The organism is Bartonella sp. CL63NXGY (assembly GCF_042194905.1).
Classification (GTDB): Bacteria; Pseudomonadota; Alphaproteobacteria; order Rhizobiales; family Rhizobiaceae; genus Bartonella.
Map to the genome: position 1 here is coordinate 266,393 of NZ_JBHINK010000001.1, position 15,147 is coordinate 281,539.

At 38.0% G+C, this 15,147-nt stretch carries 13 protein-coding genes; 9 read left to right on the top strand and 4 right to left on the bottom strand.

The annotated features are described in order from the left end of the window. The first annotated feature begins 371 nt into the window (after window positions 1–371). From ACFIK0_RS00990 to ACFIK0_RS01000, 3 genes are all read left to right on the top strand, one after another. Window positions 372–1,301 (top strand): prephenate/arogenate dehydrogenase family protein, encoded by a 930-nt coding sequence (locus tag ACFIK0_RS00990; protein ID WP_375618338.1) that lies wholly within the window; start codon window positions 372–374, stop codon window positions 1,299–1,301. Window positions 1,302–1,711: 410 nt separating this feature from the next. Then, complete coding sequence (locus tag ACFIK0_RS00995; RefSeq protein ID WP_273790091.1) at window positions 1,712–2,566, top strand: YihY/virulence factor BrkB family protein; 855 nt, start codon at window positions 1,712–1,714, stop codon at window positions 2,564–2,566. 30 nt (window positions 2,567–2,596) lie between these two features. Then, on the top strand, window positions 2,597–3,073 hold the full coding sequence (locus tag ACFIK0_RS01000; RefSeq protein WP_273790302.1) for a YaiI/YqxD family protein: 477 nt from the start codon (window positions 2,597–2,599) through the stop codon (window positions 3,071–3,073). Window positions 3,074–3,075: 2 nt separating this feature from the next. Here ACFIK0_RS01000 and ACFIK0_RS01005 read toward each other — a convergent pair whose 3' ends face one another. Beyond that, window positions 3,076–3,771 carry a TlpA disulfide reductase family protein gene (locus ACFIK0_RS01005; protein ID WP_273790090.1) on the bottom strand — a complete coding sequence of 232 codons (696 nt, stop codon included), beginning with the start codon at window positions 3,769–3,771 and terminating at the stop codon, window positions 3,076–3,078. A 32-nt stretch (window positions 3,772–3,803) separates the two neighbouring features. On the opposite strand from ACFIK0_RS01005, the gene argH reads away from it, so the two are divergent. The 6 genes from argH (at window position 3,804) to ACFIK0_RS01035 (ending at window position 10,685) form a co-directional block, all read left to right on the top strand. Next, window positions 3,804–5,204 carry an argininosuccinate lyase gene (argH, locus tag ACFIK0_RS01010; RefSeq protein WP_375663348.1) on the top strand — a complete coding sequence of 467 codons (1,401 nt, stop codon included), beginning with the start codon at window positions 3,804–3,806 and terminating at the stop codon, window positions 5,202–5,204. Between the two features lie 51 nt (window positions 5,205–5,255). Beyond that, a complete protein-coding gene (locus tag ACFIK0_RS01015; protein WP_273790088.1) occupies window positions 5,256–5,435 on the top strand; it encodes an LPS translocon maturation chaperone LptM in 180 nt (59 codons plus the stop codon). 8 nt (window positions 5,436–5,443) lie between these two features. Beyond that, window positions 5,444–6,724, top strand: a complete 1,281-nt coding sequence (gene lysA / locus ACFIK0_RS01020) for a diaminopimelate decarboxylase (RefSeq protein WP_375659812.1) — start codon at window positions 5,444–5,446, stop codon at window positions 6,722–6,724. A gap of 126 nt (window positions 6,725–6,850) precedes the next feature. Then, window positions 6,851–9,280, top strand: coding sequence for a TIGR02302 family protein (locus tag ACFIK0_RS01025; RefSeq protein WP_375663349.1), 2,430 nt, complete (start codon window positions 6,851–6,853; stop codon window positions 9,278–9,280). Between the two features lie 222 nt (window positions 9,281–9,502). Continuing rightward, window positions 9,503–10,273, top strand: a complete 771-nt coding sequence (locus tag ACFIK0_RS01030) for a class I SAM-dependent methyltransferase (RefSeq protein WP_273790085.1) — start codon at window positions 9,503–9,505, stop codon at window positions 10,271–10,273. Window positions 10,274–10,553: 280 nt separating this feature from the next. After that, entirely contained in the window at window positions 10,554–10,685 is a 132-nt protein-coding gene (locus ACFIK0_RS01035) for a DUF4102 domain-containing protein (protein WP_375630682.1), read from the top strand. 500 nt (window positions 10,686–11,185) lie between these two features. On the opposite strand, the gene ACFIK0_RS01040 is transcribed toward ACFIK0_RS01035, so the two are convergent. The 3 genes from ACFIK0_RS01040 to tsaD all read right to left on the bottom strand — a co-directional run bounded on the left by ACFIK0_RS01040 (window position 11,186) and on the right by tsaD (window position 14,877). Continuing rightward, on the bottom strand, window positions 11,186–11,866 hold the full coding sequence (locus ACFIK0_RS01040; RefSeq protein WP_375630684.1) for a response regulator transcription factor: 681 nt from the start codon (window positions 11,864–11,866) through the stop codon (window positions 11,186–11,188). Window positions 11,867–12,760: 894 nt separating this feature from the next. Next, window positions 12,761–13,195, bottom strand: coding sequence for an EVE domain-containing protein (locus tag ACFIK0_RS01045; RefSeq protein WP_273790082.1), 435 nt, complete (start codon window positions 13,193–13,195; stop codon window positions 12,761–12,763). A 587-nt stretch (window positions 13,196–13,782) separates the two neighbouring features. After that, window positions 13,783–14,877, bottom strand: a complete 1,095-nt coding sequence (tsaD, locus tag ACFIK0_RS01050; RefSeq protein ID WP_375663350.1) for a tRNA (adenosine(37)-N6)-threonylcarbamoyltransferase complex transferase subunit TsaD — start codon at window positions 14,875–14,877, stop codon at window positions 13,783–13,785. Between the last annotated feature and the right edge of the window lie 270 nt (window positions 14,878–15,147).

Genomic DNA, 15,147 nt, shown 5'->3' on the forward strand with positions numbered 1-15,147 from the left:
TACGCTTTTGATGTGTTTTTTTGTGAGTAAATTAGTAAGATAAAGTAAACTGATGGGATTTTATGTAGAGTCGTTGTTATCCTAATTGAGAGTGCATTTTATTTTGTTTCGGTGATGCGCTTTGATCAGTAATTAAGAGGGAGTTTTAGAGCGTGATGTTAGATTTCTCGTCATTTATTTTTTATGTGTTTTCTAGGTAAATTGATCTGTTGTCAGCTTGCGCAGGTGATAATTGGTAAACTGCGTTATTCTTTATTCCCTAGTTGTCATTTTTTAATGTTTTACGCATAACTCTTGAACAAACAAACAAGAAAATTGTGATTTTACAATTGTCTTTATTGCCATTTGCAAAGAATCTTTGAAGGTGAAAGATGCTCCATATTCAGTTTGAAAAAATAGCACTCATTGGGATCGGTCTGATTGGGTCTTCTTTAGCAAGAGTGATTAAAAAGAAAAATCTTGCGGCTCAGATTTCTATTGCAACACGTCGTCCAGAAACCCTGAAAAGAGCGCGTGAATTGGAGCTTGGGGATTTTTATACGACAGATAATGCAAAAGCTGTTGAAGGAGCAGATTTGGTTATTCTTTCTGTTCCTGTTGGAGCTAGTGCAGAAGTGGCAAAAACTATTCGTGATCATTTAAAACTTGGAGCGATTGTGAGTGATGTTGGTTCTACGAAAGCGTTGGTTATTGCGGAAATGGCACCTTTATTGCCAAAAACGGTTCATTTTATTCCAGGGCATCCAATTGCTGGAACGGAATATTCAGGACCGGATGCTGGTTTTGCTGATTTATTTATGAATCGTTGGTGTATTTTAACGCCTTTTGCGGATAGCGATGCTGCTGCTGTCGCACAATTAACAGCGTTTTGGGAAGCTTGTGGTGCGCGTGTCGAAAAGATGGAACCTAAGCATCATGATCTTGTTTTGGCTATTGTTTCACATTTACCCCATTTGATTGCGTATAATACTGTTGGGACAGCGAGTGATTTAGAAAAAGTAACAAATTCGGAAGTGATTGCTTATTCCGCTTCTGGTTTTCGTGATTTTACGCGTTTAGCATCTTCTGATCCCGTTATGTGGCGAGATATTTGTTTGCATAATAAGGATGCTATTTTAGAAATGTTGAGCCGTTTTAGTGAGGGGCTTGCTTTTTTAGAACGGGCAATTCATTTAGGAGATGGTGAGACACTGTTTAACTTTTTTACACGTACGCGTGCTGTACGTCGCAATATTATTGATGCTGGACAGGAAATTGATGCTCCTGATTTTGGACGTCAGAGTGTTTCTAAAAAAGGGTGAATAAAAGCAAGGGGGTTTTGTTGAATTTCGTTGGTTTTTTCTAGAAATCGATAAGAAGTTTTTTCTTTATTCAGTCATAGATTGCAATAAAAAGGAGGGGCGATTGCTCCGATACAGATAATCATGACTTCAAAAGGTTTTATGTGTGCACGATCATCTTGCTTAGCTCTCTATAGGGCATATGATGTACAGAAGAGGTTACTGATCTGTAGAAGTAACAAAAAAATGAGGTCGTTGTAGAACTTCATAGAGTGGGTTATTGTTTTTGTTTTGGTATAAAGTCGGGCTTGACCGTATTGATTATTGACCTTTATATTGCAACATTGCAAAATGTTTATTTGCAGAGTTTTGATGATTTTTATAAAACTTGAAATAGACTGAGGAAGAGTTTTACCAGAAAGTATTGAGTTTTGTTAAAAAATATCTTTTGGTATAGCTATCGTATTTTGGGTGACGCAGTAAGTCATTATTGGCGTGATAATGGGAGTGCTTTTGCAAGCCATGTTGCGCTATCGGGGCTTTTAGCATTTTTCCCTTTTTTTATTTTTGGAACATCGTTTGCTCGTTTTCTAGGGGCTTTTACCTATACACCGCAAAAAATTAAAGCACTGGTGCAGTTATTGCCTGATGTTATTGCAGAGCCTTTATCTCAGGAAATTGTCAATGTTTTAACTATTCATCGAGGAGGTGTGCTGACGCTTTCTGTCATTGGAGCGGCTTATTTTGCTTCTAATGGGATAGAGGCTTTGCGTACGGCTTTAAATAAAGCTTACCGTGTTACTGATCGACGGAGTTTGTTATTTTGTCGTTTTCAAAGTCTGTTTTTTGTAATCCTTGGAGCTGTTGGTCTTGTTGTGATTAGTTTTTTATTGATTCTGGCGCCTTTGTTGATCAAAATTATGCAAAATCATTCTTTTTTTATGACTGAATATATTGCTGTTATTCGTGTATGGCGTTATACAGTTGCAATCGTTATTTTGTTTATCAGTCTTTTGATTGTTCATAAATGGCTTCCAGCAGGGCGGCGGAAAATTATAGATATTTTACCAGGAATAGTGGTGACAATGTTTATATGGTTTATGGCTTCTATCGCTTTTGCGCAATATTTAACGATGTTTGATTATATTTCTACCTATGCAGGGTTGGCATCTATTATGGTTGCTATTATTTTTCTCTACATATTGAGTGCAATTTTTATTTTGGGAGGAGAAATAAACGCGGCGATAATGTTTTATCGCAAGGATTTGCAACATTCAGATGAATGAAAGAGCTTATTATTGCTTGAAAGCCAAGGTATGAATATCCCAATAAAGCCTGCTATCACTTTGTTGATTGATGCGGATGCTTGTCCTGTAAAAGATGAAGTTTATCGTGTGATGAATCGTTATCAGCTTAAGACATTTGTTGTGGCAAATCGTTCTTTGTCCCTTCCAGATGAAGCACTCATTGAAAGAGTGGTCGTTGCTGGTGAATTCAATGGTGCTGATGATTGGATTGTAGAACATGTGCATGAGGCAAGTATCGTTATTACCAGTGATATTCCTTTAGCAGCACGGGTTGTGCAAGCTGGGGGTTTTTGTCTTTCGCCAACGGGGCGTATTTTTGATGTAAATTCAATTGGTCAGGCTTTGGCGATGCGCAATTTGATGGAAGATTTGCGTGGACAGGGCAGTATAATAGGTGGTCCCCGTCCTTTTTCTCGTAAAGACCGTTCTGCTTTTTTGTCAGCACTGGATCTTGTTATACAACGTTTAAAAAGACGCGGTTATTAAAGTTATAGGGCTTCTTTAATGACTGCTTTTATAAGTGCTTTGGCATCGTCATTGGCCCATGGAGCTGCACCATTGAAAGAAGCAATGAGATATCCCTCTTTATCAATGAGCAATGTAATGGGGAGTCCTAAAGCGAGCCCCTGTTTTCTAACATTGTTGAAAATATCCATTGTTTCATCGCGATAGTAAAGCAAATTATCTGAATGAATATTCTGTAAAAATTGCTGAATTTTTTCAGGAGAAGCAGTTTTATCGATATTAATAGCTATGACATCAAAGTTTTCTCCACCTAATTCACGTTTTAATTGCGCAAGTTCAGGCATTTCTGTGCGGCAAGGTGCACACCAAATAGCCCATAGATTGACCAGCATTGGTTTTCCAGTAAATTCGCTGAGTGTGTGCTCTTTTCCTAGAATATCCTTGAAAGAGAGTTTATTCATATCTGAGGGCGTATCAGCAAATCGTATGTGGCTAAAAAAGCCTTTTGCTGCTTTTCGTATCGCCATCATTTTTTCTGCTCGTGCTTTATTAATGTTTATTTCTTGTGCTTGTGCTGCTGAAATGAAATTGAAAAGAAAAAACTCTCTTTTGGTATCGTAGTTTATGGTTGCGTATAAACTCAATGCAATGATAAAGAATGCAAGGGAAAGTTGCCTTTTTTTATTGTTTTTTTTGCTGATGAAAATTTGAAAAATCATAATTTTGTCCTTTGGATGGGTGTTTTCAGAATATGACAGATGAGAAGTTAAAGAACCAAATGTGGGGTGGTCGGTTTGCGGCAGGCCCTGCTGCAATTATGGAAGAAATTAATGCTTCTATTGATTTTGATCAAAAACTTTATCGACAAGATATTGAAGGTTCTCTTTCTCATGCAGCTATGTTAGCGCAAACGAAAATCATTTCACAATCAGATTATGAAAAAATTGTTCATGGTTTGAAACTTATTCGCCAAGAAATTGAAGACGGTAAATTTGTTTTTTCACGAAAGCTTGAAGATATTCATATGAATATTGAAGCGCGGCTGAGCGAATTGATAGGTCCTGTAGCTGGGCGTTTGCATACGGCGCGTTCACGCAATGATCAAGTTGCTGTTGATTTTCGCTTGTGGGTACGTGAAGCAACGCAAAAGATAGCACAAGCTTTAAAAGGATTGATAGAGCAATTACTTATTCGCGCAGAACAACATGTTGATACCTTTATGCCAGGCTTTACGCATTTACAATTGGCTCAACCCGTAACATTGGGTCATTATATGATGGCTTATGTTGAAATGTTTGGTCGAGATTTATCGCGGATGCGTGATGCTCTTGAGCGAATGAATGAATCGCCTTTAGGAGCGGCTGCTTTAGCGGGGACAGGCTTTCCAATTGACCGTTTTATGACAGCAAAAGCGCTAGGCTTTCGCGAACCTACACGCAATTCAATTGATAGTGTTTCAGATCGTGACTTTGCATTGGAATTTTTAAGCGCTGGCGCTCTTTGTGCAACACATCTTTCACGTTTAGCAGAAGAAATAATTCTTTGGTCAAGTGAACAGTTTTGTTTTATTCATTTATCAGATGCTTTTTCAACGGGTTCGTCTATTATGCCACAAAAGAGAAATCCTGATGCGGCAGAGTTAGTACGAGCGAAAGCAGGTCGATTGAATGGTGCGCTTATGGGATTGTTAACGGTGATGAAAGGATTACCGCTTGCTTATTCAAAGGATATGCAAGAAGATAAAGAATATGTGTTTGATGGGGCTTTGAGTTTGGAATTATCACTAGCAGCAATGACAGGGATGATTGCTGATTTGAAAGTGAATAAAAAAGCCATGAAACAAGCAGCGAATTTAGGGTATGCAACAGCTACAGATTTTGCTGATTGGCTTGTACGCGAATCAGAGATTCCTTTTCGCGAAGCACATCACATCACAGGGTGTGCTGTGGCATTGGCAGAAAAAAAACAGTGTCGCCTCCATGATTTATCATTAGATGAACTTCAAGCAATTTGTCCTGATATCAATGCGACACTTTTTGATGTTTTGACCGTTGAAAAATCTGTTGAAAGTCGCAAAAGCTTTGGGGGAACAGCGCCTTCAGAGGTTTTTCGGCAAATTGCGTATTGGAAAAAGCGTCTCGTGAACGCTTGAGTGATTGTATTTTAAAGGTAAAAAAGAGATCGAGATGAGGAAAGAGGACAGATGAAAATTATATTAAAGGGGGTGATGATTGTCCTTTTGGGGGGCTTGGGTATCGTTGGGTGTGGGCGTAAAGGGTCATTAGAGTTACCTCCTTCAACAGGAGTGAATTCTTCACAAGGAACTTTTGTTCCTCAAGGCAAAACAGATAAACCTTTTATTCTTGATCGGTTAATACAATAGGGATTTTTATGCGTTTTTTTTCTTATCATCAAGGTGTGCTCCACGCTGAAGGTCTTTCGCTTTTGGAACTTGCGCGGAAAGTTGAAACACCTTTTTATTGTTATTCAGCTAGCGCAATCGTTGCACATTTTAAAGATTATCAGAATGCATTTCATGATATGCCGAGTTTAATTGCTTATGCGGTTAAAGCGAATTCCAATCAAGCGGTTTTACAACTTTTAGCTAACAATGGAGCGGGAGCTGATGTGGTCTCAGAAGGGGAATTACGGCGTGCACTTGCTGTTGGTATTCCTGCGCAGAATATTGTTTATTCTGGTGTTGGTAAAACAGTGAAAGAAATAGATTTTGCTCTTGCACAAGATATTTATTGTTTTAACGTTGAATCAGAGCCAGAACTTGAACAATTATCGGCGCGGGCTGCTGCGCTTTCAAAAACGGCTCGTATTTCTTTACGTATTAATCCTGATGTGGATGCTAAGACTCACAAGAAAATTACAACAGGTAAGTCTGAGAATAAATTTGGTATTCCACTGTCTTTGGCGGGTGATGCATATAAAAAAGCAGCCCAATTGCCCGGTCTTCATGTGTGTGGTGTTGATCTCCATATTGGCAGTCAAATTTGTGATTTAAAACCGTTTGAAGATGCATTTGTTATTGTTGCAGATTTTGTGCGTCAATTATGGAATAATGGTTATGCGATAACCCATATCGATATTGGGGGCGGGCTTGGTATTTCTTATGGTTATGAGCAACATCCAGTACCTTCTCCTTTTGAGTATGCAGCACTGGTAAAGAAACATATTGCGCCTTTAGGGATCAATATTATCTTAGAACCTGGGCGTAGTATTGTTGGTGAGGCTGGTGTGTTGGTGACATCGGTTGTGTATTTAAAAAAGGGGGAAGGACGAAATTTTGTTATTGTTGATGCGGCGATGAATGACTTCATGCGTCCAACGCTTTATGATGCGTGGCAAAATGTAATGCCAGTGAAAAAAACACCAGTAGATGCCCCTCTGATTAATGCTGATATTGTTGGTCCCATTTGTGAAACTGGTGATTATTTAGGCTTGGAACGTTCTTTACCAGTGTTGAAAGCGGGTGATGTTTTGATGTTAACAGGAGCAGGGGCTTATGGCGCAGTGATGGCAAGCACTTATAATAGTCGACTTTTGGTGCCGGAAGTTTTGGTTCAGGATACACGTTATGCAGTCATTCGTCCACGCCTTGATTATGCACAATTGATAGGCTGTGATCATATTCCAGATTGGATTGAGCCCAAATTAGATTGAGCATTATTAAATATTTTGGGTCTTATTTTTACTAAACTTTGATGAAACAATTTATTTTCTAGAAATTGTTTTGTATGGGGTTTATGATCTTAATGCACCACGATAAAAGGGGATAAATGCTTGTTTATGAAAAATAAAAACATCAAAGGTTTTGCAATGAAGCTTTTGTGTGTGCGCATTTTGATGTGGGGGATCCTTTCATTTGAACGGATGTGGGTACGGTTGTTGCCATTTTTCCTCGTTCTTAGTCTCTTTTGTTCGTTTAGCTGGTTGGGACTTTTTGGCATTTTGGGCTATTGGTCACATTTGCTCTTACTTGGGGTTATACTTGTTTGTGCTGGGGCAAGTTTGTTTTTTCTTATTCGTTTTCGGTTTCCCACAATGCGGGAAGTAAATTGCCGCCTTGAACGCGTCAATGATCTTAGACACCAGCCTTTGAATATTCAGACAGATCGTTTATGTTCTGAAAATGATGAAGATTTTAGTGCTGTTATTTGGCGTGAACATCAACGCCGAATGGCAAAGCAATTATACCATTTAAAAACTGGATTTATCTCTCTTAATAGTGCGGATTATGATCCTTTGGCTTTGAGGGCTTTGTGTGCTCTTCTTTTTGTGTGCGCTTTTAGTTTTTCTTTTGGTTCACAAGGGGGGCGTTTGGCTGATGCCTTTGATTTTCGTCCTGTCGTTGATGAAAAACTCATGCGGATTGATGCTTGGGTAACACCCCCAGCTTATACCGGTGTGGCACCGATTTATTTGACAAAAGATGAGAAAACACAACTAGAAATCCCTGAAGGGAGTAATGTTGTTGTGCGTGTTGTCAATGGAGCTGGTATTACAGTAAAAGCAAAGTCTGTAGAAGATGGGAGGGAAGTTTCGTTTTTAGAGAAAACGGAACAAACAGCTTTGAATGATCCAATCGTTCATTTTGAAACACATTTAAAGCATTCAATAAATTTATTTGTATCATCACGTCGTAAAAAACAGCAGTGGCATTTGCAGATAATTAAGGACAAGCTTCCGACAATTCATTGGCTGGAAAAACCAGGGAGGATTTTAACGGGATCGTTGGAGTTACGATATGTGGTGGATGATGATTATGGTGTGACAAAGGCTTTTGTTGAAATAGAGCCTTTTCTTCCTCAGAATAAAAGTGCTTCTTCTCTTTATAATGCTCCGGAAATAGAGCTTCTTCTTCCGCGTGGTGGAAAGGGGAAAATGCGAATGGTGCAAGATATATCAGCGCATCCATGGGCAGGTTCGCAAGTCAAAATTACTTTGGTGGCAGAAGATGGTGCGGGGCAGAAAGGGCGTAGCAAAACTTTTGTTATGATATTACCACAGCGTGTTTTTTCGAATCCTGTTGCACGCGCAGTGGTTGAATTGCGTCGTCTATTAGCTCTTGATGCTTCTGTGAAAGAGCGTGTATTGGATATGCTTTCTGCTTTGCTTGTGCGTCCAGAAAAGGGGTTGCAAAATGCATCGCATTTTATTGTTCTACAAAGTGCGTGGACAAGACTTTCTTTAGCACAAACAGACGAGGATTTGCGCGATGTGGTGGATTATTTATGGCAAATTGCTTTGGGTATTGAAGATAATCAGCTTGAATCCGTGCAAAAAAAGTTAAAACAAGCACAAGCTGCTTTACGTGATGCACTGCGTTATGGTGCTTCAGCGGCAGAAATTGAACGGCTTATGGCAGATTTACGTCAAGCTATGGATGAGTATATTCATGCTTTGGCTGAAAAAGCACCGGATAGTCAAGTTTCTAAAAATTCTAAAAGCTCAAAAAGTCCTAATCTTTCTGAATCTACATTACAAGAAAAACTAAATTTAATTGAGGAAATGGCTAAAACGGGCTCTTCTTTAGCAGCTGAACAACTCTTGGCGGAAGTTGAACAGACGCTTGATCATTTGCATGTGCAAAAAGGCAATCAAAATGAGGGAGAAAAAAGCCAATCTGCACAAATGAAAGAAAAGATGGACCAGCTTGGAGATTTAATGCGTCGTCAGCAAGAAATTCTCAATGAAACACATCAGTTAGAGATGGAACAAAAACGCGGAGAAGATGTGCCAGAAACACAAAAAAAATCTTTAAAAAAACGTCAAGCTGAATTGCAGTCTGAATTATCAACATTAGAAAAAGAATTATCAGAACAAGGATTTGAAACAGGGGGCGCGTTGAAAAGGGCAGAAGAAAAAATGAATTCTGCGGAAAATGCTCTTGATAATGGAAATCATCAGGTATCTATACAAAATCAGTCTGATGCTTTGGAATCTTTGAGGCAAGGTGCACAAAATGTTTTGAAAAAAATGCGCGAAACACTTAAAGAAACGGGAGATGATCAAAATGCTGATTCTGGTCCTAAAGATCCGTTAGGACGTCCACTTTCTTCAAAAACAGATGAAGAACAAGAAGGTGAGGCACTACCACAAGAAAGTGATCAAATGCGTACGCGGCAGATTTTGGATGAAATTCGCAAACGTCTTGGTAAAGAGCATCTTTCAGAAGAAGAAAAAAACTATCTTGAAAGATTGCTTCATTTTAATTAACCAATGTTGGCTTTTTTCTTAATTGATGTCAAAAACAGTGTATGAAGAACCTCTATGGAGTTCATCTCCCAAAAAATGATTAAAGTGCTTGTAAGGCAATAATTATCCTGCTGTACTGATTTTTTGATCATTTAAGTTTAAAATATGAAATATTAAAATGTTCGCTATTGCGGAAAAAGAGCAGAAGTCCATATAAGTTTGGTATATGAAAATCTGTAATGTTTGAAATTTGTTTCTACATGGTATGTTGAGTTGGATATCGTTACGCTGAAAGATTTTTATGCTTCTGCACTTGGGCTGCGTGTGCAAAAGACGCTGTGTGACCAATTGAATTTATGGTGGCCTGATCTTACGGATAAACGGATTATGGGGTTGGGTTATGCGCTTCCTTATCTTTCTACATTGCGTGAACGTGCCCAACAATGTTTTGCTTTTATGCCAGCTTCTCAGGGTGCTTCGCCTTGGCCTTGTGCTGAGCAAGTTGCTACAGCGCTTGTTTTTGAAGAAGATTTGCCACTTCCTGATGCGTCAGTTGACTGTATTTTATTGGTACATGCATTAGAATATACAGAAAATTCGTTTGAAACGTTGAATGAAATATGGCGTGTTTTAGCACCCAATGGCCACTTGATCGTTATTGTACCTAATCGCTCTGGCTTTTGGGCGCGCAATATTACTACGCCCTTTGGTTATGGCGAACCCTATAGTCGGCAACAAATTACTCGTTTGTTCGAAAAAACAAATTTTGTTTCTGGGCCAATACAAGAAATTGTACATTATATGCCCTCTACGGGTTATGTTTCGCGGTTGTTCTCATTTTTTTATGAGCCATTTGCACGCTATCTTTTGCCTTATTTTGGTGGACTCTTAATGTGTCAGGCACAAAAACGTGTTTATCAGGGTTTGCTCGTACAGCGTCGTCAGTCGCGACGTATTTTTATTCCTGCGTTATCACCACAAGTGCGAAATATTTTAATTTATAAAGATAATTAATCATTTTGCCTTTGGCATAAGAACCGCAAATATAGAAGGATTCTCTTATTTCAATTTTTTGCATTTACAATTAAAAAATATTCTTTTGTACATTATATGTGGAATTGGCATGTGAATAAAAAATCTCAAGTATCTATATACTGAACCATATTTCATGAATAGTGGAAACATTTTAAGAGAAAAAATGCTGGTATCTTCGTAAGCATAAAAATAGCAGAGTCCAAGGGATCTTGCATAATATGGTTCATGGTGGTTAAAAACTGTACAAGGAAGGATTAAAATGCTTCTTATGAACCATCTCTCAAGTGTCAAGGGCTCCTCTGCAACATTGAAATCTAACAAAGTGTGTGATGGTGCCGGCTTGTTCTTTTATAAGGGTAAAGATGGTGGTGCTCAGTGGCTTTATCGTTAGGATAAACATTTAGCGTTATATCATTAATTATACAACCTCTTAAGAGGAGATAAAATCATAAAGAATGGAGGAAAACTATAAAGATAAAAAACATCTCTCAATTTAGGCTAGTGAATATGAGATAAAGCATTGCGTGGAGCGGTTTTTCTGAAAAAAATAATCATAAATAGCACTCATCTAAAGATGATAGTTATGATCAAGAATGTTGCTAAAAGATATCACGATTATTTATATGCGGAACATATTAAAAATTTTAGAAAGAACAAAAGTATGTGAAACAGAAGTTACAAAGTATATCGTGAGGTTTGAAAGCATTTTTGTTTCTGGTTATCATGTTGAATATTTCGTTTTTTATTCATAATGTTATATATTTTGTTATAAGAGTACAGATAAGAGTAAGTTTTATGTAATAGCATTTGAATTATACGCGAAGTTTTTTTCATCTCGTTTCTGTTTTCATTTAGGATATTAAAATTATTTTTGAAACAGTAAATCTCGAATTAAAGATTTAAACGGTAACCATTTTGATCTGTCATGAGAATTTGTGCATTGGAGGGATCGTTTTCGATTTTTTGTCGCAAACGATAGATGTGGGTTTCTAAAGTATGGGTGACAATATTTTCATTATATCCCCAAACTTGTTCTAACAATGTTTCACGGCTGACAATTTTATCATTGGCATAATAGAGACATTTAAGGATCGCTGCTTCTTTTTCTGTGAGACAGATTTTATTGTTGCATTGATCAAGAAGAAGTTTTTGTCTTAGTTTAAAAGTATAGGGACCAATATGAAAGGTTGCGTCTTCATTTTGTTCATATTGGCGCAACTGTGCTCGAATTCTCGCTAATAACACCGCAAAGCGAAAGGGTTTTGTCACATAATCATTGGCGCCTGTTTCAAGATCTAAAATATTATCGCAGTCTGTATCATAATTCGTTATCATGATAATGGGGGCACGAAATCCTTGGGAGCGTAATTGTTTAACTGCTTTGCAACCATCAAGATCAGGAAGTTGAAGTCCCAAAATAGTGAGATCAATATTTTCTTCTTGGATTATTTTCATTCCCGCTTCTGCTGTTTTTGCTTGGAAAATTTTAAACTCTTGATGCATTTGCAATTGTTCTACTAAAATGGGGCGTAGATCATCATCTTCAACGATTAAAAGAGTATAGTGGTTCATGTTGTTCCTTATAGGCATGTTGATGCACTGATTGGTATAGTTTCATGAAAAATGAGATTTCATGCAAGAAAAATTAAAAGAGAAAAATTAAAAAAGAGCGTTTCTAAAAAATAAACTTTTATAATTTCTAATGGTTGCTTGCTGAAAAGAAGGTATTCCGTCTGCAGAGTATTTTACGTATTGGTTGGAAGCGTTTTTTATGTTCTAGAACGTGTTTTAGCTATTGAGTGTCATCATCTTTACGCTTTATGGAGAAACAAGCTAGCACTATCATTCACTTTGCCAGCTCGTGGGTGTTGCGGATAGTCCTTGGCACTTGAGACGATTCATAGGAGGAATTTTTAGTCCTTTCTTTCACGGTTTTTATCCATATGGGACTTTCTCCGCTTGTAATGTGCAAGCAAATAGCTTTTGATTGATTCAATATAAACAGGTTGGGAATGAGAGAATCCTGCGGCATGAGGCGCACTCGTCCAACATGCAAAACAATGAACACGCAATATGATGCGTTTTTTAAGCGTGAAGAGAATTGTGCAACACCTAGCACATATGCACTGTTTAGGAGAACTTCACGATCGTTTTTATTGTTTTTATCCACGTTCAGTTTTGTTTTTTTGTTGCATTTGTGTGTGAAGGGGGCTGTGTGTTATGTTCGTGGTGGTGCTTATTATAATCGTTGAGCAAGCTTTGCCTTTAGCAATGCCGAAAAGATGCATCATAAAGAGGCTTTTTGTGTAATTTGGAAGGAGACTGTATTGAGAAAGAGTGCAGGATAAAAAATATCATATTTATGCATTTAGCATAAGAATACCTCAACAGAAGGATGTGTTGAGCTTATTCTTCTGCGCTATGAAGCATCTTTTTATATGAGTTAATGAATAAAAAATTATTGTTTTAAGATAAAAGCATTTCCTCCTTAAGGTTGCCCATCAAACAGACTTCTTTCCATTCATCTTCTGTTACGGGTTGCACTGATAAGCGGCTGGCTTTGACCAGCACCATATTTGCTAGTTTGGGATTGGCTTTAATTTGTTTTAATGAAACAGGTGTTGGCATGTCACAAAGTGCACGGATGTCCACACATTCCCAGCGTGGATCAGAGCTTGTAGAATCAGGGTGCGCTTCAGCACATATTTCTACAATTCCTACAATTTCTAAACCTTTATTTGAATGATAAAAAAAACCTTTATCGCCATATTTCATAGCGCGCATATTATTACGGGCTTGATAATTGCGTACACCATCCCATTGTTCGCCATTAACTCCTTTTTTCTTTTGCATCTCCCATGACCATTTATGGGGTTCAGATTTAAAAAGCCAATAAGCCATGAGTTCTCCTTTTTCATAGACTGTTATGTATTTTTATAAGTATCTTTGTAATACCATCAACGATGATTTTTAAAATGGGGTAAAGAACGGCTATTATCTGTTTTTTCTTGTTTCAAAATAGAGAGACGCGCTCCATTGATATTTCATGTTGTATAAAGGTATTTTGCTCTTTTCTTATCTTTTCAGCTATGGTTTGAAATGCGGTCACTATAAGAGTTTTTGGGAAAAAATGAAGAAAATTGGTTCTAAAAAGCTTTAAGATTACAATGATAATGAAACGAATGAATGGTCAAAGATGAAGAGGTCAACGAATGGCATTCATATCTATGCTTCGTGGGAGAGAGTAGAGCTTATTATGCTGTAAAATACCGTCATTTGAAATGTAATGATATAAGGCAGTTTTTTGAAACATGAAGGTTTTCAGAATATGTGGTGAATATTTAGGTTTACGTGTCGAGCTTTGGGTTAAGTGAATTGTGTGAATGGGAAGCAGGTTGGAATCTGCTCGATAGAGAATTCGGGCTATCTATAAACCGGATTGAGTAGAAATCTTCGTTCTTTAAGGTGTGTGTGGGACGTCAATTTTATTATGCTTTTGTTCCACGGCGTCCCATCCCGATCAAGGGTGCGGCTTTTTCATCTAATGGCCAGCGTGAGCGGGGTGCAATGTCAAGAGAGCTTGTTTCTCCTCGTGCGAGTTTTTGTGCACCGGCAAAAGCAATCATTGCAGCATTATCGGTACACAAGGAAAGAGGAGGGGCTATAAATTCAAAACCATGTTGATGGGCAAGGTCTTGCAACGTAGAGCGAATGGCTTGGTTTGCGGCAACACCGCCTGCGACAACCAAAGCAGGAGAACGCTTTTCTTGATCATGAGAGAGAGGATATTGGTGGGCAAAGTGTTGTAGGGCTAGGTGAATACGATCATGTACTGTATCGGTCACGGCGGCTTGAAAACTTGCAGCAATGTCTGCAATATCATTTTCTGTAAGGGGAGCTATGGCTGTTGCGGCTTGTCGAACAGCAGTTTTTAGTCCGGAAAAAGAAAAATCTAACCGTTTTTCACCTTTTAAAGGTCGTGGAAGGGGAATGCGATTTTTATCACCAAATAAAGCTGCTTTTTCAAGTGCTGGTCCACCAGGATAGGGAAGACCTAAAAGTTTTGCAGTTTTATCAAAGGCTTCTCCTAATGCATCATCAATGGTGGTTCCTAAACGTTGGTAGTTGCCTACTCCATGAACAATGATTGTTTGTGTATGACCTCCTGAAACTAAAAGTAATAAATAAGGAAAGCTGACGTTGTGCGTTAACACAGCTGTTAAAGCATGTCCCTCTAAGTGATTTACCGCAATAAATGGTTTGCCAGTGGCAAGAGAGAGTGCTTTTGCGCTCATAACACCTACCAACAATCCTCCTATCAAACCAGGACCACTGGTGGCTGCAATGCCATCAATATCTTTTAATTTTGTATTTGCTTCTGTTAGTGCTTGCAGAATTAAATGATCAAGAACTTCAACATGGGCACGAGCAGCAATTTCAGGAACAACACCGCCGTAAGGTGCATGGTGATCAATTTGACTCCAAACAACATTGGAAAGAATTCGGCTGTTTGATTCATTGTTATATTCAATGACAGCCGCTGCCGTTTCATCACAACTTGTTTCTATTCCCAGCAGACGCATTTTAAACAAAACCTTATATTGAAGCTTCTTTCTTGCGTGCGTACCATGAACAGAAAAAGATGGAAAGTATTTCTCTTAGAATTGTTTTTTCTATTTCTTTGAATTTTATGATATCGTTGATTAAAAAATAAAGCTGTATTTTCGAGTATAAAATGCAAATGTTTTTTTAAAAACTTGTCTATTAAAGGCGATACTTGTAAATATTATTGAGAAAAGCTGCGTTTTTAAAACTTTTTTCATTTTATTATTTTATCATTAAAAAAAGTGTGC

Bases quoted from the DNA above. Each gene is read 5' to 3' on its own strand.
- ACFIK0_RS00990 (WP_375618338.1), top strand. From the start codon at position 372: ATGCTCCATATTCAGTTTGAAAAAATAGCACTCATTGGGATCGGTCTG.
- ACFIK0_RS01000 (WP_273790302.1), top strand. From the start codon at position 2,597: ATGAATATCCCAATAAAGCCTGCTATCACTTTGTTGATTGATGCGGAT.
- ACFIK0_RS01005 (WP_273790090.1), bottom strand. From the start codon at position 3,771: ATGATTTTTCAAATTTTCATCAGCAAAAAAAACAATAAAAAAAGGCAA.
- argH (WP_375663348.1), top strand. From the start codon at position 3,804: ATGACAGATGAGAAGTTAAAGAACCAAATGTGGGGTGGTCGGTTTGCG.
- ACFIK0_RS01015 (WP_273790088.1), top strand. From the start codon at position 5,256: ATGAAAATTATATTAAAGGGGGTGATGATTGTCCTTTTGGGGGGCTTG.
- lysA (WP_375659812.1), top strand. From the start codon at position 5,444: ATGCGTTTTTTTTCTTATCATCAAGGTGTGCTCCACGCTGAAGGTCTT.
- ACFIK0_RS01025 (WP_375663349.1), top strand. From the start codon at position 6,851: ATGAAAAATAAAAACATCAAAGGTTTTGCAATGAAGCTTTTGTGTGTG.
- ACFIK0_RS01035 (WP_375630682.1), top strand. From the start codon at position 10,554: ATGCTTCTTATGAACCATCTCTCAAGTGTCAAGGGCTCCTCTGCAACA.
- ACFIK0_RS01040 (WP_375630684.1), bottom strand. From the start codon at position 11,866: ATGAACCACTATACTCTTTTAATCGTTGAAGATGATGATCTACGCCCC.
- ACFIK0_RS01045 (WP_273790082.1), bottom strand. From the start codon at position 13,195: ATGGCTTATTGGCTTTTTAAATCTGAACCCCATAAATGGTCATGGGAG.
- tsaD (WP_375663350.1), bottom strand. From the start codon at position 14,877: ATGCGTCTGCTGGGAATAGAAACAAGTTGTGATGAAACGGCAGCGGCT.